The following is a 22,406-nucleotide window of genomic DNA, read 5'->3' on the forward strand; positions in this document are numbered from 1 at the left end:
CACCTCCAATTAGTCGTTCGAGAGGAGTTCAGTTAGCTTTTTCGCAAATCCGGCTTCATTGACTGACACGACAACACGCGCATCCTTTCCTAATGCTTGACCGAGAATCGTCCGGTCGGCGACTTCTAGGTAAGGAACCTGATAACTCGTACATTTATCTGTGACTTTCTTACGCGTGGCAGCCCCCGCATCTGCTGCTAAGAGAACAAGCTTCGCTTGTCCTCCTCGTACTTCTTTCAGTACGAGTTCTTCTCCCGTCGTCACTTTTCTAGCTCGATTCGCGAGACCGAGAAGGGATTCCCATTTACTCATTTGTACCTCCCGCGATTTCAAGCAATTCATCGTATAAGGCATCTGTCGTCTTGACCTTCAAATGATGATCAAGCGTCCGTTTTTTCTTCGCCGTCGCAATGACTGCCGCATCTTTCGATAAATAGGCACCTCGCCCATTCATCTTACCATTTAAATCGATGACGACCTCTTGTTCAGGTGTTCGGACGACACGAATTAATTCTTTTTTCGGCTTCATTTCTTGTGTGATGACACACTTGCGTAATGGTACCTTTTTTTGCACGAATTATTCCTCGCCTTCGACTTGGACCGCTTCTACTGCCGGCTCTTCCGTCGCGAAGACATCTTCGAGATCCATCGCTTCCGCTTCAGACTCGCTCTTAATGTCGATTTTCCATCCTGTCAACTTCGCTGCGAGACGCGCGTTTTGACCACGTTTCCCGATTGCAAGTGACAATTGGAAATCCGGAACGACGACAATCGTCGCTTTCGCCGGTTCGTTGACGTAGACCGCAACGACTTGAGCTGGGCTGAGTGCATTCGCAACATATTCTTTCGGATCATCCGAGTAACGGACGATATCGATTTTTTCCCCGTTCAAATCATTGACGATGCGTTGAACACGTGCCCCTTTTTGCCCGACACATGCACCGACTGGATCGATGTCGTCCGCTGCGACTGCGATTTTCGAACGGTCGCCCGCTTCACGCGCCACAGACTTAACTTCGACTTCGCCACTTGAAATCTCTGGTACTTCGATTTCGAAGAGACGTTTTAAGAGACCTGGATGTGTCCGTGATACGAGAATCGATGCCCCTGATCCTTTAACCATCGGATCAACCTTCGTGACGTACACCTTGATGCGATCACGAATCCCGAAACGCTCGTTCGGCATTTGCTCGTGTGTCGTCAAGACAGCTTCGATACCTTCTAGGTTGACGTACAAGTTGCGTGCATCTTGACGCTCAACGATACCTGTCATGATCTCATCTTCACGATCCGCAAAGTGATTGTAGATGCGTTCACGTTCTGCTTCACGCATTTTTTGTGTGACGATCTGCTTCGCCGTTTGTGCCGCAACACGACCGAAGTCGCCTGGCGTCACTTCGACTTTATGGAAATCGCCGAGTTCATATGTCGGATCGATCTCGTGCGCTTCTTCAAGCGAAAGTTGCTCTTCTGGTTGTGTCAATCGTTCGACGACTTCCTTGAGTGCGAAGACACGGATGTCTCCTGTCTGCTGGTCGAATTCGACCTTTACAGCCTCCGATTCTTTTCCGAAGTTGCGTCGGTACGCTGAAATCAATGCCTGTTCGAGCGCATCGATGATGATGTTCTTGTCAATTTCCTTCTCTTTCGCGATTTGATTGATCGCCTCGAGTAACTGTGGTCCCATCGTTCTCTTCCTTTCCGTCAGAACATTACCGCAAGTCGCGCAAGTGAAATCTTGTCGACCGGTATCTCAATTTTCAATTTTCTTGTTTTGACACGCACTTCGATTTCAAGCATCTCAGGTGTGTACGCGAGCAACGTTCCTTCGAATTCAACCGCATTCTTTACTGGATCGTGCGTTTTGATATACACATGTTTCCCAATCGCCTTTTCGAAGTCCTCGTCTTTCTTCAGTGGACGTTCCGCTCCTGGACTAGCGACGTCGAGGTAATACGGCTCGTCGATCGGATCATTGTCATTCAATGCTTCCGATAACTGTTCATTGATTTTGACGCAGTCTTCAAGATCCACGCCACCCTCTTTGTCGATGGAGACACGTAGGAACCAATCCGCCCCTTCTTTGACGAATTCAACGTCGACTAGCTCCATCCCCTCTCGTTCGACGATTGGTTTTGCGAGCGCTTCGACCTTTTCCGTTACGTTCGTCATCTTCATCCTCCTTCAAAAAACAAACAAGAAAGGAGCAGGTCCCCCTACTCCTTCCAAGTCGTAGTATAAAAAACATTTCCTCACTCAATATAGCATAGGAAAGCGCTCAAAGCAAGTGTTCCTAAGGGCTTACAAGTCGAACAAGGAGAGCTGATTCTCGTCCGGTAACCCTTCGAGACAGCCTAGGTTATCGAGTGTCTCGATGATCGTTTTCGATAACTTGGCACGTTTTTGGAGGTCTTCCTTCGAGAGGAATTCGCCACCTTTACGTGCTTCGACGATCTGCTTCGCTGCATTCGTCCCGAGACCTGTCACGGCATTAAACGGTGGTAACAACGTATCCCCGTCAATGAGGAATTCCGTTGCACTTGAGCGGTAGAGATCGACCTTTTGGAACGTAAAGCCCCGTTCGATCATCTCAAGCGCGATTTCAAGAACCGTGTACAATCCCTTGTCCTTCGCCGTTGCCTCGAATCCTTTATCCTTGATGTCTTGCAAGACTTTCCGGACGGCTGCAGAGCCTTTATTCATCGCACCGATATCAAAGTCACCCGCACGTACCGTAAAGTACGAAGCGTAGTAATACATTGGATGATGGACTTTATAGTAGGCGATCCGAACAGCCATTAAGACATAGGCAGCAGCATGGGCTTTCGGGAACATGTACTTGATTTTCTTACAAGAATCGATATACCAGAGCGGCACATCGTTCTCGATCATCGCCTCTTCCATGTCAATCGAGAGTCCTTTCCCTTTTCGGACCGACTCCATGATTTTAAAAGCAAGTGACGGTTCAAGACCGGCATAGATCAAGTAGACCATGATGTCATCTCGACAACCGATGACGTCTTTTAATTCACATGTTCCGTTGTAGATCAATTCGCTGGCGTTTCCGAGCCAGACATCCGTTCCGTGCGAGAGTCCTGAAATCTGGACGAACTCCGAGAACGTCGTCGGTTTCGTCTCTTCTAACATTTGGCGGACGAACTTTGTTCCAAACTCGGGAATACCGAGCGTTCCCGTTTTTGAATCGATTTGCTCCGGCGTCACGCCGATCGATTCCGTCGAACTGAAAATTTTCATGACTTCCGGGTCATCGACCGGAATCGTCTTCGGATCTCGTCCTGATAAATCCTGTAGCATCCGAATCATGGTCGGGTCATCGTGACCGAGGATATCGAGTTTGAGTAAGTTATCGTGAATCGAGTGGAAGTCAAAGTGTGTCGTCTTCCATTCAGAACCCATATCATCTGCCGGATATTGAATCGGACTAATATCATAAATATCCATATAGTCCGGTACGACGATGATCCCACCTGGGTGTTGCCCAGTCGTTCGTTTGACGCCGGTGACACCACTGACGAGACGATCGACTTCCGCATTCCGATACGTCAGCTCATTCTCCGACTGATACCCTTTGACATAGCCATACGCCGTCTTCTCGGCAATCGTTCCGATTGTTCCGGCACGGTAGACGTAATCGTCACCGAACAAGACTTTCGTATAGGCGTGTGCTTGCGGCTGATATTCTCCACTGAAGTTCAAATCGATATCCGGTACTTTATCCCCTTTAAATCCAAGGAACGTTTCAAACGGAATATCATGACCGTCTTTAAATAACGGGATATCACATTTCGAACAGGATTTATCCGGTAAATCGAATCCCGAACCGACAGAACCGTCATCGAAGAACTCCGATTCCTTACAATTCGGACAGACATAGTGTGGCGGCAAGGGATTGACTTCGGTGATCTCGGTCATCGTCGCAACGAGACTTGATCCGACCGACCCCCGTGAACCGACCAAATAGCCGTCGTCGAGTGATTTTTTAACGAGTTTATGAGAAATCAAATAGATGACGGCGAATCCGTGACCGATGATTGACTTCAACTCTTTTTCGAGTCGTGCTTCGACGATTTCCGGTAACGTCTCTCCGTAAATCCGGTGCGCCATATCGTACGACAAGTTCCGAACTTCTTCATCCGCCCCTTCGATCTTTGGTGTATAGAGATCTTTTGGAATGATGTCGATGTTCTCGAACTGTTCCGCGACGGCTTGACTGTTCGTGATGACGAGACGTTCCGATACATCTGGCCCGAGGAACTTGAAGTCATCCATCATTTCCTTCGTCGTCCGGAAGTGTGCCGGTGGCAGTTGTTTTCGCATGTTCAGCATGTTCGCTCCACCTTGCGTCCGGATCAAAATCTCCCGGTACGTGGCGTCATGTTGATCGAGGTAATGCACGTTCCCTGTCGCAACTGGTAAGATATCATGTTCTTCCGCGACACGGATGATTTTTTTGATCAGTTCGCGCAGTTCGAGTTCATTCTGAACGATTTCCCGCTCGATCAAATGACCATACATCGCGGGTGGCTGAATCTCGATGAAATCATAGAACTGCATCACTTTCGCTAAATCTTCGTCTGACTTGTTCAAAGCGGCATCAAACACTTCGCCATTATCGCAAGCTGATCCGATGATCAAACCATCCCGGTGCGCGACGAGTTGCGAGCGCGGTGTGCGGACGACACGGTGCACGTGTTTCGTATGAGCAATCGAAATCAATTGGTACAAATTCTTCAAGCCCGTCCGGTTCTTCGCATAGACCGTCGCGTGGTATGGTCGTGCCCGCGAGATATCTTTCCCCATCTCCCGGTTGAGTGAGGCGTGTGTCTTCATGTCGAACATCTCATCTGCCATTTGAAGCAACTTGACCATCAAATATCCCGTCGCTTCCGCGTCATAGATGGCGCGGTGATGTTGCGTCAATTCGATATCAAATCGTTTCGCGAGTGTGTTCAATCGGTGATTTTTTAGCGTCGGCATCAAGACACGGGCTAGCTCAAGCGTATCAATGACCGGCAAGACCGATTCATCGTGTCCACCAGACCGGAGTGTCGCATTCAAGAACCCGATATCAAACGAAGCATTATGGGCAACGAGAATCGAGTCGCCGACCCAGTCCATGAACTCCTTGACGACTTGTTCCGGGTCTGGTTTTCCGCGGACCATATCATCGGTGATCCCTGTCAAATCAATCGTCGTCGCCGACAACAGGTGTTTCGGATCCGCGAATGCTTCGAACTTATCGATGATATCACCGTCGTGGATCTTGACGGCTGCGAGTTCAATGATTTTGTTGTACATCGCCGATAAACCAGTCGTCTCGACGTCAAAGACGACGAATGTCGCGTCATCTAAGTTACGTTCTACCGGATGATAGGCGACTTGCACCCCGTCATCGACGACATTCGCTTCGATTCCGTATAGTACCTTGATATCGTTTTTCTTTCCGGCATAGTAGGCATCCGGGAAACTTTGGGCGCCAGCGTGATCCGTGATCGCAACAGCAGGATGACCCCATTTTGCTGCGCGTTCGACGTATTTCGTCACGTTCATGACAGCGTCCATCTGACTCATTTGCGAGTGCGCATGTAACTCGACACGCTTCTCACCTGCCCAAGGGTCAGCCGGTGCTTCCATCTTCACTTCTGACAGTTGGGCAATCATCATACAGAGATCGCGTAGGAATGTATCGAACTCAACGCGACCTGCCGCCTGGATCCACATCCCTTTTTTGATGGCTGAGAGGATCTTGACGTCTGTTTCGTCACGCGCAAACATCTTGACGACGAGGGAGTCCGTATAGTCCGTCATCTTGAACGTAAAGATCGTCTTTCCACTTCGTAGTTCACGACTCTCTGCCGAGAAGACGAGACCACGGATCGCAATCCGTCGTTCCTCATCTTGGATCGTCTTAATCGGGACAATCTCATCTTGAATTGGTTTCCCGATCCGGATCTCAACCGGTCCTTCATCGTCATCCCGCGATTGTTCCCGCTTGAATTGCAACTCGAGCATCCGTTTTGCTTCTTCCATGTCTTCCTGTTTCACCTGATTGCGCAACGCTTCTTGTTTCGATTCGTTGATTTGAACAATCGGTTCACAGTTGAATTTCGGAAATCCGTAAGCACTGTAAAGTAACTGCAACTCACCACATAAGCTACTTTTTAAGAATCCTGCTTCCGGTTCACTCCGGACCGGAATGAATAATTTCTGTTCTTTGAACTCCGGTAAGACCCGTCCAAGTTGTGTCCGCATCGCCGATGAGACATCTGCGAGATCCTGCACGACGTATGGCCAGTAATCATGATACAGGCGTTCGTCTGGTCGACTATCCGCATGTAGGATGATTTTGACTTCGGCGAATTGCTGATACCGACTGACTAAGCGACTCGTAAAGAGTTGATAAACGTTTTGGGGTAAAACATGTGGCAAGCGGATCTCAAATGTCCAGGTTGCTTTTGCTTTATTAACGCGAAGCTTCTCAAGGACTGCTTCGTTAAAGTATTCTTCAATGATACCGTTCGGTAATTCCAAGTCACTGAGTAACAGTGACATGCGTTGTTGTGTATCCACTCGCAATTGTGCTGTCTGATCGCTTCACACCGTGACAGCAACTCCTCCTCCTCTTGCGGATTGCCCAAGGGGCGAATGGGTGTGAGACAAGAAAACAGTCACTTTATGAAAAGTGACCGTCTCCATACTTTATTCTAAACCTTCATAGAGTGAACGAACAGCCTCAACAACTTGTTCTTGTCCAATTTCTTCTGCATCGCCACCACGACGGGCTTTTAATTCGACGATTCCTTCTGCCGCTTTTTTCCCGACGTTCAAACGAACCGGTAGACCGATCAAATCAGCATCGGCGAACTTGACGCCTGCTCGTTCTTTCCGGTCGTCAAGTAAGACGCTAAAACCTGCAGCTGTCAACTCACGATATAGCGTCTCTCCGAGTTCAAGCTGTTCCGCATTTTTACCATTGACGACGATCAAATGGACATCGTATGGTGCGATCGCTTTTGGCCAAAAGATCCCGCGCTCATCATAATGTTGTTCGACGACTGCCGACAATGTCCGCGAGACACCGATGCCGTAACAACCCATGATGAGTGGTTGTGCTTTACCGCCTTCATCGAGGAACGTCGCTCCCATTCCTTCAGAGTAACGTGTGCCGAGTTTGAAGACTTGACCGACTTCGATACCACGTGCGAATTTGACGTTGCCGTTGCCGTCTGGTGACGCGTCACCTTCTTCAACGAAACGTAAATCCGTATAGTCGGCTTCGAAATCACGGCTTGGGTCGACATGGATATAATGCGTTTCCGCTTTGTTCGCACCACAGACAGCGTTCGTCAAGGCACGGATCGCGTAATCGGCGACGATCTTCATGTCTGCTCCGATCGGTCCGAGTGTTCCAGGCGTTGAGTGAAGCGCTGCTTCAATCTCTTCGTCGCTCGCCATCGTGATGTCGAGAGCACCCAGATAGTTTTTCAACTTGATGTCGTTGACTTCGTGATCGCCACGGACAAGTGCCATGACAAGTCCTTGCTCCGTCTTGAAGATGACGGTCTTGATTGATTCGTTTGCTGGTAAATTCAGATGTGCGCTGACCGCTTCGATCGTCTTCGCATCTGCCGTATGCACTTCTTCAAGTGCTTCTGGTGCTTTGTCTTGCTTCGGATAGGCATCGATGGACTCTGCCATCTCTAAGTTCGCTGCATAATCCGATTGGTCCGAGTAGACGATCGTATCTTCACCGATTGCTGCTAACGCATGGAACTCATGTGTTCCACTACCACCAATCGCACCTGAGTCAGCGACGACTGGACGGAACTCAAGACCAACACGTGTGAAAATCCGCGAATACGTATCAAACATGTTTTGATACTCTTCGTCTAAGCTCTCTTGTGAAGAATGGAACGAATAAGCGTCCTTCATGATGAACTCGCGACCACGTAATAAACCGAAACGTGGACGACGTTCGTCACGGTACTTCATTTGAATCTGGAAGAGATTGACCGGTAACTTTTTGTACGAGTTCAATTCATCACGAACGATTGAAGTGATCAGTTCCTCGTGCGTCGCTCCGAGCGCGAACCGGCGATCATGACGATCCGTCAAGCGCATTAATTCAGGTCCATAGATATCCCAGCGTCCAGTTTCTTCCCATAGTTCAGCTGGTTGAATCGCTGGCATCAGTAATTCTTGCGCACCCGCCGCTTCTAATTCCTCACGGATGATCGTCTCGATGTTTGCGAGTACTCGTTTTGCGAGTGGTAGATACGAATAGATCCCAGCGGCATTTTGACGCATGAATCCTGCACGAAGCAAGAGTTGGTGACTGATGGCTTCTGCATCAGATGGTACTTCACGCAACGTTGGCATGAATAGTTTTGATTGTTTCATAATGAGTCACGAACTCCTTTGACTGAGTGATTAATTAAAAGAATTTTTGAATGTCGTTCCAAGTGACGACGAGCATGAGTAGCATCAAAAGCGCAAAACCGACGAAGTGAACCAATCCTTCTTTTTGAGGATCAACTGGTTTACCGCGTAAGGCTTCAAGGAAGAGGAACAACAATCGTCCTCCGTCAAGTGCTGGAAGTGGCAATAAGTTGAAGACTGCTAAGTTGACTGACAACAATGCTGTCCATGTCAATAGCATCGAGAACCCACTATCTGCGACCTGATCGGTCATTTTGACGATCCCGACTGGTCCTGATAATTGATCGACGCCAACGACACCCGTTACGAGATCTCCAACAGCTCCGACGATAAGCGTCGACATCCGCCATGTTTCTGAAACGCCCGTTTGTAGTGCTGTTCCGAATGATTTTTCTGTCTCATTCGTGACACCGATGATGCCAACCTTCTGTTCCCCTTGCTGTTGCACTTTTGGCGTGATCTCAGTTGTCGTCTCTTTTCCATCACGCTCATATTTTACTTCTGTCGCTTTCCCAGCACGATCTTGGAATCCAGCACGTAAATCTGTCCATTTTGCTGTATCCTGTCCGTTGACCGAGATAATCCGGTCACCTTCAACAAGTCCTGCTTGATCGGCAGGTGAACCTTTTTGTACTGTTCCGATGACGCTTTCCCCTGTCGGAGAACCATTATATAAGGCAAGACCGAATAAAATGACGAACGCAAGGACAAAGTTCATGAACGGTCCTGCAGCAATCGCAAGGACGCGTTTCCATACGGATTTCGAACCAAATGTGCGGTCATATGGCGCAATTTGTGTCCGTGTCTGACCTTCGACAAGAAATGCTGTCGGTGAGACAGGATAGCGAACCGATGTCTCGTCTTGTAACCCAACGAGTTCGAGTTGACGCAACAAGTCAATCCGCTCGACAGTAACGACTTGATCGACTTGTGGCTGATCCGCATCGAAATAAATCGTCTCGATGACGCCGTCCTTTAACTGTAATCCAACGGTTTGACCTGATTTGATCTCTACGAGTTCAGGTTCTTCACCCGCCATCTTGACGTAACCGCCAATCGGCAACAGGCGTACCGTATACAACGTCTCATTCTTAAACACTGAAAAGATCTTCGGTCCAAATCCAATCGCGAATTCCCGACAGAGAATACCTGCCCGCTTCGCCATTACGAGATGACCCCATTCATGGACGGCGACGAGTACACCGAACATCAGCACGATTGAAATAAAGGTCGTCATTACTTATCCCATCCTTAGTTAGCGAATGTAAGAGACGATACGAACTCACGCGCCCATCGATCAGCTTCAAGGATTTGATCCAAAGAAGGCTCCTCGATAAGCTCATGAGCTTGAAGCGCCGCCTCGACGCTCGCTTCGATTTCTAAAAAGCGAATGTCCCCTTTTAAGAAACGGTCCACCGCTTGTTCGTTCGCAGCATTGAGTACTGATGGCATCGATCCGCCGGCTTGACCCGCTTCAAAAGCAAGTCGTAACAACGGATAACGCTCAAATGATGCATCAGCAAAGTGTAAGCGTCCGATTTCCTTTAAGTTTAACCGTTCTCCCCCTTGGATTTCAAGACGGGACGGATATGTAAGAGCGTACTGAATCGGTTCTCGCATGTCAGGCATACCAAGCTGAGCCATGACAGCTCCATCGTTGAATTCGACCATCGAGTGGATGATGGATTCACGATGAATGACGACATCGATGTCCGCATAGTCGACATCAAATAACCAGTGCGCTTCAATGACTTCGAATCCTTTGTTCATCATCGTTGCGGAATCAATCGTGATTTTTGCTCCCATCGACCAGTTCGGATGCGCGAGTGCTTGTTCGACCGTCACGTCTGCTAGTTCTTCACGTGATTGATCACGGAAGCTTCCGCCTGACGCCGTCAAGATGATTTGACGCACATCTTCTCGCCGCTCACCGTTCAAGCATTGGAAAATCGCCGCATGCTCACTATCGACGGGTAAAATCGTCACGTTTTTTTCACGCGCGAGCTTCATGACAAGGTGCCCTGCCGTGACGAGTGTCTCCTTATTCGCAAGACCAATCGTCTTACCTGCCTCAATCGCGGCAAGCGTTGGACGTAAGCCAACAGCTCCTACGACCGCTGTAATGACCGTATCGACTTCAGGATGCGTCACGATATCAAGCAATCCTTCTTCACCGATGACGATTGTTGGCTGATAAGTCAACTGTTGCTCGAGTTCTTGACGTGTTGTCTCATCTTGGACTCCGACAAGCATCGGTTGCAAACGATTCAACCACGGTACGGCGACCGTCGTGTTGCGTCCAAATGCAAAACTCGTCAATTCAAAAAGGTCTGGATTAGCCGCAATGACATCGAGCGTCTGCGTACCAATCGATCCTGTTCCACCGATGATACTGATTTTCTTCATAATGAAGCGCCTCCTCAAGCAAAGATATCGAGTACGACGAGGACCGTAAAGACGATCATCATGCTGTCGAACCGATCTAGAATACCACCATGACCCGGTAGTAACGTTCCAGAATCCTTCACACCATAATGGCGTTTGTAAGCGGACTGGACCAAGTCACCAAGTTGGCCAACGACGGCAACGATGATGGCAAGGACAATGACTTTTCCAAAACCGACTGTCGGTTCGATACTTTCAAACACGACACCGAGTAAGATGGCAAGTAACACGCCACCGACTGCCCCTTCAATCGTCTTATTCGGACTGATTGATGGCCACAGTTTATTCTTACCAAATCGTTTCCCGACGAAGTACGCCCCTGAATCCGTAAACCAGATCAAGAGAATGATCAACAGCGACCACGTTAATCCGTGTTCGAGTAAGCGGATGTAGGCGAACGATGCAAAACCGACACCGACATAAACCGCAGTCAGCAGTAAAAAGGCGACATCATCGAACGTAAAGACATTTTTCGAAAACACGTTCCAAAAGAGACCGATCAATAAAATGATCATTGCCCAAGCGATTGGTGAAAGTCCGATTGGGAGTGTCCGATCGACTGCCTCTTCATAGATACCGACGAATGGTAATAACGTGCCGATCCCGAATAAAATCCGTGGAATGCGCGAGCCGCTCCATTGTCGCATCCGGACGAGCTCGGTATAACCGAGAATCGTTAGTATTGCCATAAACGCTAAAAAGGGAAGTCCACCGATGTACAAAAGCGCCAAAAAGATGGCGCCTGCCCATATCCCTGTGATAATCCGAGTTTTCATAAGCTAGTTCCTCATTTAATCAGACGCCGCCAAATCGGCGTGTCCGTTGATTGTAATCTTCAATTGCTGCCAAGAAAGCATCCCGACGAAACTCTGGCCACAAGACGTCTGTAAAGTAAAACTCTGCGTACGCCGCTTGCCAAAGTAAGAAATTCGATAACCGTTGTTCGCCACTCGTTCGAATCACGAAATCGACATCGGTTACGGATCCTGTCATTAGCTCGCGCTCGATCGTCTCCGGTGTAATCGCATCCGGTGACAATGTTCCTGCCTGAACCTGTGCGCCCAGTTTTTGCATGACTTGTACGAGTTCATCGCGTCCTCCATAATTCAGAGCGAAAATCAGACGAAGTCCTGTATTGTGTTGCGTATCCAGTTTCGCTTGTTCCACTGCCTCACGTGTGAAATGAGGGAGGCGTGACACTTCTCCTGCTACCTCGACTTTGACATTTTGCGCGTCTAACTCTTTTAAATCCGACTCTAAAAATTGTGCCGGCAGCTTCATGAGAAAGCTCACTTCTTCTTCCGGGCGCGTCCAATTCTCCGTCGAGAAGGCATATAATGTCAGACTCTTAACGCCGAGTTCATTTGCAACCCGAACAACTTCACGAATCGATTTCATGCCTTCGCGATGTCCCATGATACGTGGAAGCCCGCGTTTTTGTGCCCATCTACCGTTTCCGTCCATGATGATAGCGACGTGTTCAGGCACCCGATCATAGGTTTCGGTTTCTTTCGTCTGATTCAACCATTGAAACATCCGCACTTCCTCCTCTCTCAATTATGAAGAAAGGGACTCTTCGTGTGACAAAGAGTCCCCCCCATGACGATCCGTCGCGTCATACTTCCATGATTTCTTGTTCTTTTTCCGTTGCTGTCTGATCAAGTTGTTTAACGAACTTGTCTGTCAACGTCTGAACATCTTCTGTGTATCCACGCAAATCATCTTCTGTCAATGCACCATCTTTTTCTTGTTTCTTTAACTGCTCGTTCGTATCACGACGAATGTTACGGAGGGCAACCTTACCTTCTTCCGTATACTTCTTGACGAGTTTGACGAGTTCCTTCCGGCGCTCTTCCGTTAGTGGTGGAATCGCAAGACGGATGACCGTACCATCAGATGATGGCGCAAGACCAAGATCAGCACGTTGAATCGCTTTTTCAATCTCGCTGACCATTGATTTATCCCATGGAGTGATCAAGATCAGACGTGCTTCTGGTGTGTTGACGTTCGCTACTTGATTGAGCGGTGTCGGTGACCCGTAGTATTCGACTTGAACGGGATCTAAAATCGCAACGTTCGCACGACCTGCACGGAGTGTCGCAAGTTCTTTCTTAAGTGAAAGATGTGCTTTTTCCATCCGTTCTTCGGCTTGTTTTAAGATTTCTTTTGACATATTATTTCCCCCTTACGATTGTCCCGATTTCGTCACCGATGACGACACGTTTGATGTTACCTTCTTCCATCAACGAGAAGACGATGAGCGGGATGTCATTGTCCATACAAAGTGATGTTGCTGTAGAATCCATGACTTGAAGTCCATCCTTTAAGACATCCAAGTAAGAGAGCGTTTCGAATTTCTTCGCTTCTGGATCAACATTCGGGTCAGCTGAGTACACACCATCGACGTTGTTTTTCGCCATTAAGATGACCTCTGCTTCAATTTCAGCTGCACGAAGAGCAGCTGTCGTATCTGTCGAGAAGTACGGGTTCCCTGTACCTGCTGCAAAGATGACGACGCGTCCTTTTTCAAGATGACGCATCGCACGGCGGCGAATGTACGGTTCTGCTACTTGGCGCATCTCGATTGATGTTTGAACGCGAGTTTCGACACCTACATCTTCTAAGCTGTCTTGAAGCGCAAGCGAGTTCATGACTGTCGCTAACATCCCCATATAATCGGCGTTGGCCCGGTCCATCCCAAGTTCTGCACCTGTTTTGCCACGCCAAATGTTTCCAGCTCCGACGACGACCGCTACTTCAACGTTCAATTCAACTAATTCGCGAATCTGTTCCGAGATAGATTTGACGATGACAGGATTGATCCCAAACCCTTGATCTCCTGCGAGCGCTTCTCCGCTCAATTTTAACACAATCCGGTTATATTTCGGTTGCATGACTATGTCCCCCTTGCTAAATTCCGTAAAAAAGGAACACGAACCACTTCCACACGAAAGTGGATTGAAGCATACGTGTTCCTTCTCTTGTCATCAGGATGATCCCGATTCTTATTTTTTAAGTTGGTTCATAACTTCTTCAGCGAAGTTCTCTTCGCGTTTTTCCATACCTTCCCCAACTTCGAAGCGTACGAATGACACGACTTTACCGCCTTTAGATTCTACATATTTACCAACTTTGAAGTCTGGATCCTTAACGAACGTTTGATCGACGAGGCAGATTTCCTCGAAGAATTTGTTCATACGACCAACGATCATTTTTTCAACGATGTTAGCTGGTTTTCCTTCGTTCAATGCTTGCTCAGTGAGGACTTTTTCTTCACGTGCTTTTTCTTCTTCTGTGACAGAAGTACGGTCAACGTAAAGTGGACGTGCTGCTGCGATGTGCATTGCAACGTCTTTTGCAACTGTTTCATCTGTCGTACCTTCGATAACGACGACTGAACCGATGCGTCCACCCATGTGGAGGTAAGAACCGAATGCTGCGTCATCTGCTTTTGTGAAGAGCGCTACGCGACGGAGTGAGATTTTCTCTCCGATTGTTGAAGCTTCTTCTGAGATGTATGTGTCGATTGTTTTACCTGCTTCGTATTCAGAAGCAAGAGCAGCTTCTGCTGTCTCAGAACCGTTACGGAGAACAGCGTCTGCGATGTTTTGAACGAGTGTTTGGAAACGTTCGTTTTTCGCAACGAAGTCTGTTTCTGAGTTGATTTCGACGAGTGCCGCTTTGTTGCCGTCAACTGCAACTGCAGTCAATCCTTCAGCTGCAATACGATCGCCTTTTGCTGCTGCTTTAGCGATCCCTTTTTCACGCAAGAAATCTACTGCTGCGTTCATGTCACCGTCAGTTTCAACGAGTGCTTTTTTGCAGTCGAGCATACCTGCACCTGTTTTTTCACGAAGTTCTTTAACCATTGCTGCTGTAATAGCCATTCGATATTCCTCCTTATAACATCCTTAGTTTCAAAAAAAGGTGATAAAAGGTCGATTCCCTTTATCACCTGGCATCACGAATTACTCAGCGTCTGCTACTACTTCTTCAGTAGTTTCAGGTGCTACGTTATCTTCGCCTTGTTTAACTTCGAGGATTGCGTCAGCCATTTTACCAGTGAGCAATTTGACTGCACGGATCGCATCGTCGTTCCCTGGGATGACGTAGTCGATTTCGTCTGGATCACAGTTAGTATCAACAATCGCAACGATTGGGATGTTGAGTTTGTGTGCTTCTGCAATCGCGATACGCTCTTTGCGTGGGTCAACGATGAAGAGTGCATCCGGAACGCCTGGCATATCTTTGATACCGCCGAGGAATTTCTCAAGACGAGTCATTTCTTTTTTAAGAATGATGACTTCTTTTTTAGGAAGAACTTCGAATGTACCGTTCTCTTCCATTTTTTCGAGTTGTTTCAAACGGTTGATACGTTTTTTGATTGTAGAGAAGTTCGTGAGGGTTCCACCCAACCAACGTTCGTTGATGAAGTATTGACCTGCACGGATCGCTTCTTCTTTCACAGTGTCTTGAGCTTGTTTTTTCGTACCAACGAAAAGAACGTTTCCGCCTTCAGACGCTACTTCACGGATGAAGTTGTATGCTTCGTCTACTTTTTTGACCGTTTTTTGAAGGTCGATGATGTAGATTCCGTTCCGTTCTGTGAAGATGTATTTTGCCATTTTTGGGTTCCAACGGCGTGTTTGGTGACCGAAGTGTACACCAGCTTCTAACAATTGTTTCATCGAGATTACTGCCATGATGAATTCCTCCTTTTGGGTTTTGGATGTCCTCCGCGATGATCGTCTGTCCAGCTAACCTATTAAAGGCACCGCAGCTGGCGATACATGCGTGCGTAATTAACACCGTAGACTAATATAGCATAAAGATTACCGAGGGGCAACCTTCGTTTGATGAGAAAGTTTAGCAATCAAAGCAACCTCGCCCGTCCCGCGATTTAAAGACCGCGCAAGCGTCTCAAGATCCGCTCCTTCTCGTAGCGCCTGCTTGACATCTGTTAACGGTGGTTCTTTTGAAATGGATCGCTCGATTTCGACGGCTTCCGATTTCTCGTATGTAGCCGCCTCCACCATCTGTGGAGACACGTCCGGTACTTGATCAACCTGTTCGTTCGCTTCATTTACGGATGTCTCCGTCATAGCGTTGACGTTCTCCATGAAATGAAGCAACACTTGTTCCGTCTCATTCTTTTCACGTTCCAACCGGATAATCCGGTCTTTAAGCGCTGCCTGCTGGCGAAATAACACCAGCAGCGCATAACAAACTAAAGCAGCTAATAAAATATAAACGACAGTCATAATTCTTCCTTTCACATGGCGACACGATCTGCTAAGTAGGCACTTCCGAGCGCATTCTTCAACTTCCGAAGCGCTTTTGAATGGATTTGTGAAATACGGGAAGTCGAGAGCCCGAGGACTTCACCAATTTCAGTAAGCGTCAATTCTTCATAATAGAACAACGAGACGACAAGTTGTTCTTTTTCGGATAACCCCTCTACTTCCTCTGCCAGTTTAGCAATCAACTCACGCATTAATAACATATCTTCCGGTGTAGCAGTATCTGGATCTAAATAGGAAACGGTCATCGCCTTCCCCTCATCCTGTAACGTGACTGCTTCATCGATCGATAATACATCATTCGCAAAATAGCTTTCTGCTAAAGCACCCTTGACCTCGTCCGGTGTCATGTCGACGATGGAAGAGACCTCGTCTAACGTCGGCGTCCGTTGCAAAGATTGTTCAAGGATCTCGACGGCTGCCTCGACCCGTTTTGCTTTTTCCCGTAAGGAACGTGGTAACCAATCGATTTTACGAAGCCCATCTAAAATAGCTCCTCGAATCCGAAAGGCGGCATACGTGTCGAATTTATTATTATGATTTTGATCGAATTTTTGAAGCGCATCGTACAATCCCATCATCCCTAAACTTTTCAACTCGTCTCGATCGACACTTTTAGGCAACGTCGCACTTAAACGCTGAACATGGTATTGAACAAGTGGTTCATAATTGTGAAGTAACAGGTCTGCCACCGCAATATCGCGTGTGGTCAGCCATCGATCCCAAAGTTGTTGTAATTCCTCACGCATGACCATTCCTCCTCTAGATTTCCAGCGTCCCGACATTCACCGTCCGGATGACGAGACGCCCTGATTGTGAGTGGAACTCGATCGTTCGTCCATTCGTGCCGCCAACATCTTCGGCAACGAGTGGAATTTTGACTTGTTGAAGCATTGCTTTGACCGCAGCGATGTTTCGCTCACCAATCCGCATGGATTCATGTTCATACTTAAATTGAAACATCTGAGCCCCACCCGCAATCTTCGCACGTAATCGGATGGCTCCACTTGCTCGTAATTCGCGGGCTACCTCTAGAATTGCAGTATCCGCGAACTTTCCGACTTCAAGCTCCCGATTCCGACTGATCGCTGAATCAGGCAACATGACATGCGCCATACTCGATAACCCTCGTTCCTGGTCATAGATGACGACGCCTACACACGATCCAAGACCCGCCGTCCGTAAAATGACGGGGCGTTTACTGATGGCGTACTCCGCAATCCCAATCCGTACGATTTCATCCATTCAAGTCCACACCCAATCGTTCGAAGACCGTCTGAAAGGCGTTAGCTTCAGGCAACAAAAGTAAATGTCCAGTCAAATCGTTTCCTGCACTAGACAAATGCGTGTCGATATAGACAGCCATATTGCCTGGGGTCGTTGATTCAAGTAAGGCTACTTCAAGTAACGCACCAACCATATCAAACGCTGATGCAGGAACACTGACATGTAACGATAAATCAAGCCAATCGGAGATAGCCCGAGCATATGCTCCTATTAAAATATTCCCAATTTCTTCCCAAGCAGAAACCCCCATTTCGTGGGAATCGGAAAAAAAGTGGAATTCCGTCTGCATCAATTGGCTCACGAGCTTCTCTGCATCACGAAGTGGCATCAAAAAAAGTAACGTTGCTTGAATATCGCCAGAAAAACGTAACAATGCACCAGCGGTATACGTTTCCGCCCCTCCACTTCGCTCGATGATCGTCGTGAAATCCTCAAGTTCAGCGGAAGGTACTTCGATCTCAATCGGTTGTCCAAGTAAGGTCGAAAGTGCTGTCGCTGCGTGACCAGCTCCAATGTTGCCGACTTCCCGTAAAATGTCCCGTTCGTTCGGATTAAGCATGAACGATGTCCTCAAATAAGCGATTCGGTTCAATCAACGAAAACAATTGCTGATCGCCTTTTGCGACTGCAGTCAAATACGAGGCATCCTCCTGCTTTTGTTCACTGAGCGGTTCAATCCGAACATCCGTTGATTCGACGACTTCGTTTGCCCGGTCGACGATGAATCCAGCGTCCCCATGCTCCAAAGTGGCGATGATGATGCGTGTTTCTTCCGTTTCTTCCATTAATTCGAATCCAAGACGGGCACGCAGGTCAATCACGGGGGTGACGACACCTCGCAAATTGATGACTCCTTTGACATAGGATGCAGCGTTCGGAATCCGTGTGATCGGGATGAGCCGTTCGATTGAACGAACAGACTGTACATCAATACCGTATGCATTATCTTCTAATTGAAAAACAACCCATTTTTGTTCCATCTTCGTTCCCCTCACTTCCGTAATAGTGCATTGCTGTCAATGATCAATGCGACTTGTCCGTCTCCAAGAATCGTCGCGCCAGAAATGGCACGGATGCCTTCTAGATAACTACCGAGTGGCTTCATGACGATTTCCTGTTGACCGATCAATTCGGATACGATCAATCCTGCTAATTTTTCGCCACTCCGGACGACGACGACCGAATAGGCTTCTGCCTCATGTTGTGGCAATCCGTAAACTTCATTCAGCGAAATAAGTGGAACCAATTGTCCACGGAAATCAAATACTTTTTCCCGGTGCACTTGCAGGATCGCCGATTTACGTAAAGATGTCGTCTCGATGATGGCAGTCAGTGGAATTGCATACGTTTCTTGTCCGAGCTCAACGAGCATGGCTGAGATGATCGAGAGCGTCAATGGTAAACTGATACGGAAAATCGCTCCTTCTCCGCGGCGTGTCTCAACGAACACTTCTCCACCCAATGATTCGATCTTCGATTTGACGACGTCGAGACCAACACCACGACCAGACAAGTCCGTGACTTCTTCTGCCGTCGAGAAACCAGGTGCGAATAACAGCATCGAAGCCTCTTCGATCGTTAATTGCATCGCTTCTTCTTCTGTGATCAATCCTTTTTCAATCGCAATCCGTGTGACACGTTCGTGATTGATACCTGCTCCATCATCTTCAATCTCAATGAAGACTCGGTTTCCTGAATGGTAGGCACGAAGCGAAAGATTTCCTTCGACCGGCTTATTCGCTAAAATCCGTTCCGCTTTGTTTTCAATTCCATGATCGATCGCATTACGGATCAAGTGGACAAGTGGATCACCAATCTCATCGATGACTGTGCGATCAAGTTCCGTCTCAGCACCCGTAATGTGTAGTTTGATATGTTTTCCGACATCCTTCGAAACGGAACGCACCATTCGTGGGAATCGATTGAATACTTGTTCGATCGGCATCATTCGTAACGTTAAAACGAGTGATTGCAATTCGTTCGTGCCCCGTTTGATCCGTTCGACCGTATCTGTCAATTCCGGCGAGCTGACTTCTGCTGCAATACGCTCCAAACGTCCGCGGTCGATGATGAACTCTTCGAACAGATTCATCAAACGATCAATCCGCTCGAGATTGACACGAATCGTTTTCGAAGCGACAGGCACAGATAGATCTGTCTGTTCTGGTGATTCCGGTGAAGCTGTTGGTGCAGGTACTGATGTCGCAACCGGCACTTCCTGTGGAAGGGTGGATGTCGCCACCTCTGCTTCTGGCGTTGCTTCGAACACGTCCATCGTTACTATTGCGACTTCAGAAACCGAGGCAACCGCCTCTTGAATGACCGATTGCTCTTGTTGCGTCACGAATAAAACAGAGAATGACGTCTCAAAATGTTCTTGCTCCAGTTCATCAGATGTCGGATTCGACAAAATGACATCTCCGAGCTGTTGTAAACGATCAAAGACCATGTAAACACGTGCCGCTTTTAAGATGACGTCTGCTGAAAGTTCGACTTGGACGATATAGGCTTGATAACCGGACGCAATCGATTGTTTGACGACCGCTTCCGAATAGACATCACATTCGAATGTTGATGGTGCAGTTGATGGCGTAACCGAAATGATCTCTTCTTGTTCGGGACGAATGAACTGCTGTAATCGTCTCACTGTTTCCGTAACGTCAAGTTTCCCTTTTCCACCGCGACTGATGTCTTCTACCATCGTTTCCAGTTGCTCAGCAGCAACGAATAGGACATCGATCAACTCAGCTGTAGCGGGTTGTTTCTTTGATCTGACTAAATCAAGGGCACTCTCCATCTCATGCGTCAAATCAGCGATCGCATCATATCCCATCGTTCCTGCCATTCCTTTTAGCGTATGGGCAGAACGGAAAATTTGATCGATGACCGCTTCATCGTCTAATCGTTCTTCAAAAACCAATAAGCTTGTGTTAATAGCTTGTAAATGCTCCATCGACTCATCGAGGAACAACCCCACATATTCATTTAAGTCCATGACTGATACCCTCCTTTAATCTTAACGGACATGATCTTTTCGTTTTTTCAGACGATGTAACAATCGATCTAAAAACTTCCGTTCTTTGACTTGTACACCTGTTAGAGACGTCGTGATATGATCGAGTCGCCAACTGACGTCACTCGTTCGATCCATCAAGTAAAATGGCATCTGTGCCTTGACTGCTTTGACGACTGCCGGATCTTCCGGCAAAAAACCGGTAAAGCGCAGTGGTTTTTGTAAAAATTGTTGGCTGACGAGCGCCAGTCGATCAAACGTTTCAAGTGCTTCTCCACCATTCGTCGCCCGATTGACGACGACGGAAATCGGAAGATCCGTCGCATGATGGTGTGCCAGTTTGACGAACGCATAACCGTCCATGATTGAAGTCGGCTCTGGCGTGACGATCAACCAGGCTTCGTCTGCACTACTGATAAAATCAAACGTCTGATGGTTGGCGCCGGCTCCTAAATCGAGCAACACAAAATCATACTCATAGAAAAATTGGAATTCCCGCAGTAGGAACACGACATCCTCCTTCGTCAGATTCGTCAGTTCCGCAAATCCACTCCCGCCATGAATGAAATGAAGGGATGGAGACTGTTCAACGATTGCGTGCTGGAGTGATTCTCGTCGTTTGACGCATTCCATCAAGGATGACTTCGATGATTTACCGAATAGAATACCAATGTTCGCCATCCCGATATCAAGATCAATCAAGAGTACTCGTTTTTCTTGTAACGATAATGCCACGCCAAGATTCACCGCGACATTCGTTTTTCCGACGCCACCTTTTCCACTCACGATGGCAATCGTCTTCGTTTCCTTGACGGTCACTTTTGATCGTAAGACACGTGCTTGATCTTCTCGCATCATCTCATCCCTCTCTCGACGATCATTCGGGATAACTCATCCGCCGTAGCGAACGTGATGTCTTCTGGCACTTCTTGACCCGTTGTCACGCAATAGATTGGTAACTCCGTCTCTGTCATAAGCCCAAACATCGACCACAGTTCACTTGTTTCATCTGCTTTCGAAAATACGATCCCTGATAAGGGAATCTTACTGAAACGATCGTGGATCTGTAATAAATCTCGATATTTCGATGTCAAACTAAGAACTAAAAATACATCCGTATCCTCAAAGTCATGACGACTTCGTAATTGCTCTACATATGCTTCGTCAAGGAAATTCCGTCCCGCTGTATCGACAAGTACGATGTCGCATGACGTTAGCGCCTGCTTCGCTCGTTCGAAATCTTCCAGGTCGTATGCAACATGAATCGGAATACCTAATATGTCGGCATATGTCTTCAGTTGTTCAATCGCTGAGATCCGGTATGTATCGGTTGTGATGAGACCGACTCGTTGATTTTTAATGAGCGTATGATGCGCAGCGAGTTTAGCGATGGTTGTCGTCTTTCCGACGCCAGTTGGTCCTGTTAACATGACATAACGTGCAGTCGACGGCGTCACGCGCAATGCCGACTTCACTTCTTCCGTCAAGAGATCGGTTAATTCCGTTTGCTGCGTTTGATAGTACGCAGTTAGTAATCGCTCATGCAATCGTTCAGACACTTGTTGTAACGCTGGTTCTGCCAACAGCGGCGCATAATGTCGCAATTCTTTTGGCAATGGTCGTTCGCCGACCGTAACGATCGTCGGACGCACTGGGATCGGTTGGATGGTTTCCACAATGTCCTTCCGACTCGTTGTTTGCTTCGAGACGATCGGTTCGTTCGACACATGTTCATCCACCGATGCAACCAGTTCCACTTTTTTCTTCGCAAATAAGCCAAAGAATCCGCCCACTTTAATATGGCGAGTATTTAATATGATGGCATCGTTACCGAGTTCGCGTTTGATGCGTTCCATGGCTTCGCTAACGGAATCCGCCGTGACTTTTTTGACTATCATCGC

General features: G+C 47.7%; 22 protein-coding genes. All 22 read right to left on the bottom strand.

The window, feature by feature from the left end; all coding sequences use genetic code 11:
- Positions 1-9: 9 nt before the first annotated feature.
- The 22 genes from P401_RS0108160 to P401_RS0108265 all read right to left on the bottom strand — a co-directional run bounded on the left by P401_RS0108160 (position 10) and on the right by P401_RS0108265 (position 22,403).
- Complete coding sequence (locus P401_RS0108160) at positions 10-312, bottom strand: YlxQ family RNA-binding protein (protein ID WP_023468681.1); 303 nt, start codon at positions 310-312, stop codon at positions 10-12.
- Positions 305-574: an RNase P modulator RnpM gene (rnpM, locus tag P401_RS0108165; protein WP_023468682.1), complete on the bottom strand. Its 270-nt coding sequence runs from the start codon at positions 572-574 to the stop codon at positions 305-307. Before rnpM ends, P401_RS0108160 begins: the two co-directional genes overlap by 8 nt.
- A gap of 3 nt (positions 575-577) precedes the next feature.
- Positions 578-1,687, bottom strand: a complete 1,110-nt coding sequence (gene nusA / locus P401_RS0108170; protein ID WP_023468683.1) for a transcription termination factor NusA — start codon at positions 1,685-1,687, stop codon at positions 578-580.
- A gap of 17 nt (positions 1,688-1,704) precedes the next feature.
- Positions 1,705-2,172 carry a ribosome maturation factor RimP gene (rimP, locus tag P401_RS0108175; protein WP_023468684.1) on the bottom strand — a complete coding sequence of 156 codons (468 nt, stop codon included), beginning with the start codon at positions 2,170-2,172 and terminating at the stop codon, positions 1,705-1,707.
- Positions 2,173-2,301: 129 nt separating this feature from the next.
- Complete coding sequence (locus P401_RS0108180) at positions 2,302-6,573, bottom strand: PolC-type DNA polymerase III (RefSeq protein ID WP_201770442.1); 4,272 nt, start codon at positions 6,571-6,573, stop codon at positions 2,302-2,304.
- Positions 6,574-6,720: 147 nt separating this feature from the next.
- Positions 6,721-8,421: a proline--tRNA ligase gene (locus tag P401_RS0108185; protein WP_029342043.1), complete on the bottom strand. Its 1,701-nt coding sequence runs from the start codon at positions 8,419-8,421 to the stop codon at positions 6,721-6,723.
- A 34-nt stretch (positions 8,422-8,455) separates the two neighbouring features.
- On the bottom strand, positions 8,456-9,697 hold the full coding sequence (gene rseP, locus P401_RS0108190) for an RIP metalloprotease RseP (RefSeq protein WP_023468687.1): 1,242 nt from the start codon (positions 9,695-9,697) through the stop codon (positions 8,456-8,458).
- 14 nt (positions 9,698-9,711) lie between these two features.
- Entirely contained in the window at positions 9,712-10,866 is a 1,155-nt protein-coding gene (locus tag P401_RS0108195; RefSeq protein ID WP_029342044.1) for a 1-deoxy-D-xylulose-5-phosphate reductoisomerase, read from the bottom strand.
- A gap of 14 nt (positions 10,867-10,880) precedes the next feature.
- Entirely contained in the window at positions 10,881-11,681 is an 801-nt protein-coding gene (locus P401_RS0108200) for a phosphatidate cytidylyltransferase (RefSeq protein ID WP_029342045.1), read from the bottom strand.
- 19 nt (positions 11,682-11,700) lie between these two features.
- A complete protein-coding gene (locus P401_RS0108205) occupies positions 11,701-12,441 on the bottom strand; it encodes an isoprenyl transferase (RefSeq protein WP_029342046.1) in 741 nt (246 codons plus the stop codon).
- Positions 12,442-12,520: 79 nt separating this feature from the next.
- Positions 12,521-13,078, bottom strand: coding sequence for a ribosome recycling factor (gene frr, locus P401_RS0108210; RefSeq protein WP_023468691.1), 558 nt, complete (start codon positions 13,076-13,078; stop codon positions 12,521-12,523).
- Position 13,079: 1 nt separating this feature from the next.
- On the bottom strand, positions 13,080-13,799 hold the full coding sequence (pyrH, locus tag P401_RS0108215; protein WP_029342047.1) for a UMP kinase: 720 nt from the start codon (positions 13,797-13,799) through the stop codon (positions 13,080-13,082).
- A 111-nt stretch (positions 13,800-13,910) separates the two neighbouring features.
- Positions 13,911-14,792, bottom strand: coding sequence for a translation elongation factor Ts (gene tsf, locus P401_RS0108220; protein WP_029342048.1), 882 nt, complete (start codon positions 14,790-14,792; stop codon positions 13,911-13,913).
- Between the two features lie 81 nt (positions 14,793-14,873).
- Positions 14,874-15,608, bottom strand: a complete 735-nt coding sequence (gene rpsB, locus P401_RS0108225; protein WP_029342049.1) for a 30S ribosomal protein S2 — start codon at positions 15,606-15,608, stop codon at positions 14,874-14,876.
- A 129-nt stretch (positions 15,609-15,737) separates the two neighbouring features.
- Positions 15,738-16,166 carry a hypothetical protein gene (locus P401_RS0108230; RefSeq protein ID WP_029342050.1) on the bottom strand — a complete coding sequence of 143 codons (429 nt, stop codon included), beginning with the start codon at positions 16,164-16,166 and terminating at the stop codon, positions 15,738-15,740.
- Between the two features lie 11 nt (positions 16,167-16,177).
- Positions 16,178-16,954 (bottom strand): FliA/WhiG family RNA polymerase sigma factor, encoded by a 777-nt coding sequence (locus P401_RS0108235; protein WP_029342051.1) that lies wholly within the window; start codon positions 16,952-16,954, stop codon positions 16,178-16,180.
- Positions 16,955-16,967: 13 nt separating this feature from the next.
- Positions 16,968-17,450: a chemotaxis protein CheD gene (locus tag P401_RS0108240; RefSeq protein ID WP_029342052.1), complete on the bottom strand. Its 483-nt coding sequence runs from the start codon at positions 17,448-17,450 to the stop codon at positions 16,968-16,970.
- Entirely contained in the window at positions 17,443-18,051 is a 609-nt protein-coding gene (locus P401_RS0108245; RefSeq protein ID WP_029342053.1) for a chemotaxis protein CheC, read from the bottom strand. The genes P401_RS0108240 and P401_RS0108245 overlap by 8 nt, the downstream gene beginning before the upstream one ends.
- Positions 18,044-18,472 (bottom strand): chemotaxis protein CheW, encoded by a 429-nt coding sequence (locus P401_RS0108250; RefSeq protein ID WP_029342054.1) that lies wholly within the window; start codon positions 18,470-18,472, stop codon positions 18,044-18,046. Before P401_RS0108250 ends, P401_RS0108245 begins: the two co-directional genes overlap by 8 nt.
- Positions 18,473-18,483: 11 nt before the next feature.
- The gene (locus P401_RS0108255) at positions 18,484-20,487 is read right to left on the bottom strand and encodes a chemotaxis protein CheA (protein ID WP_029342055.1); all 2,004 of its coding nucleotides are present in this window, start codon (positions 20,485-20,487) and stop codon (positions 18,484-18,486) included.
- Between the two features lie 21 nt (positions 20,488-20,508).
- Positions 20,509-21,363: a MinD/ParA family protein gene (locus tag P401_RS0108260; RefSeq protein ID WP_029342056.1), complete on the bottom strand. Its 855-nt coding sequence runs from the start codon at positions 21,361-21,363 to the stop codon at positions 20,509-20,511.
- A complete protein-coding gene (locus tag P401_RS0108265; RefSeq protein ID WP_029342057.1) occupies positions 21,360-22,403 on the bottom strand; it encodes a flagellar biosynthesis protein FlhF in 1,044 nt (347 codons plus the stop codon). The genes P401_RS0108260 and P401_RS0108265 overlap by 4 nt, the downstream gene beginning before the upstream one ends.
- Positions 22,404-22,406 lie beyond the last annotated feature (3 nt).

The sequence above is a fragment of the Exiguobacterium acetylicum DSM 20416 genome, from assembly GCF_000702605.1.
Classification (GTDB): domain Bacteria; phylum Bacillota; class Bacilli; order Exiguobacteriales; family Exiguobacteriaceae; genus Exiguobacterium_A; species Exiguobacterium_A acetylicum.

Coding starts and splice junctions, on each gene's coding strand:
- P401_RS0108160 (WP_023468681.1), bottom strand. CDS start 312: ATGAGTAAATGGGAATCCCTTCTCGGTCTCGCGAATCGAGCTAGAAAA.
- nusA (WP_023468683.1), bottom strand. CDS start 1,687: ATGGGACCACAGTTACTCGAGGCGATCAATCAAATCGCGAAAGAGAAG.
- rimP (WP_023468684.1), bottom strand. CDS start 2,172: ATGACGAACGTAACGGAAAAGGTCGAAGCGCTCGCAAAACCAATCGTC.
- P401_RS0108180 (WP_201770442.1), bottom strand. CDS start 6,573: ATGTCACTGTTACTCAGTGACTTGGAATTACCGAACGGTATCATTGAA.
- P401_RS0108185 (WP_029342043.1), bottom strand. CDS start 8,421: ATGAAACAATCAAAACTATTCATGCCAACGTTGCGTGAAGTACCATCT.
- rseP (WP_023468687.1), bottom strand. CDS start 9,697: ATGACGACCTTTATTTCAATCGTGCTGATGTTCGGTGTACTCGTCGCC.
- P401_RS0108195 (WP_029342044.1), bottom strand. CDS start 10,866: ATGAAGAAAATCAGTATCATCGGTGGAACAGGATCGATTGGTACGCAG.
- P401_RS0108200 (WP_029342045.1), bottom strand. CDS start 11,681: ATGAAAACTCGGATTATCACAGGGATATGGGCAGGCGCCATCTTTTTG.
- P401_RS0108205 (WP_029342046.1), bottom strand. CDS start 12,441: ATGTTTCAATGGTTGAATCAGACGAAAGAAACCGAAACCTATGATCGG.
- frr (WP_023468691.1), bottom strand. CDS start 13,078: ATGTCAAAAGAAATCTTAAAACAAGCCGAAGAACGGATGGAAAAAGCA.
- pyrH (WP_029342047.1), bottom strand. CDS start 13,799: ATGCAACCGAAATATAACCGGATTGTGTTAAAATTGAGCGGAGAAGCG.
- tsf (WP_029342048.1), bottom strand. CDS start 14,792: ATGGCTATTACAGCAGCAATGGTTAAAGAACTTCGTGAAAAAACAGGT.
- rpsB (WP_029342049.1), bottom strand. CDS start 15,608: ATGGCAGTAATCTCGATGAAACAATTGTTAGAAGCTGGTGTACACTTC.
- P401_RS0108230 (WP_029342050.1), bottom strand. CDS start 16,166: ATGACTGTCGTTTATATTTTATTAGCTGCTTTAGTTTGTTATGCGCTG.
- P401_RS0108235 (WP_029342051.1), bottom strand. CDS start 16,954: ATGCGTGAGGAATTACAACAACTTTGGGATCGATGGCTGACCACACGC.
- P401_RS0108240 (WP_029342052.1), bottom strand. CDS start 17,450: ATGGATGAAATCGTACGGATTGGGATTGCGGAGTACGCCATCAGTAAA.
- P401_RS0108245 (WP_029342053.1), bottom strand. CDS start 18,051: ATGCTTAATCCGAACGAACGGGACATTTTACGGGAAGTCGGCAACATT.
- P401_RS0108250 (WP_029342054.1), bottom strand. CDS start 18,472: ATGGAACAAAAATGGGTTGTTTTTCAATTAGAAGATAATGCATACGGT.
- P401_RS0108255 (WP_029342055.1), bottom strand. CDS start 20,487: ATGGACTTAAATGAATATGTGGGGTTGTTCCTCGATGAGTCGATGGAG.
- P401_RS0108260 (WP_029342056.1), bottom strand. CDS start 21,363: ATGATGCGAGAAGATCAAGCACGTGTCTTACGATCAAAAGTGACCGTC.
- P401_RS0108265 (WP_029342057.1), bottom strand. CDS start 22,403: ATGATAGTCAAAAAAGTCACGGCGGATTCCGTTAGCGAAGCCATGGAA.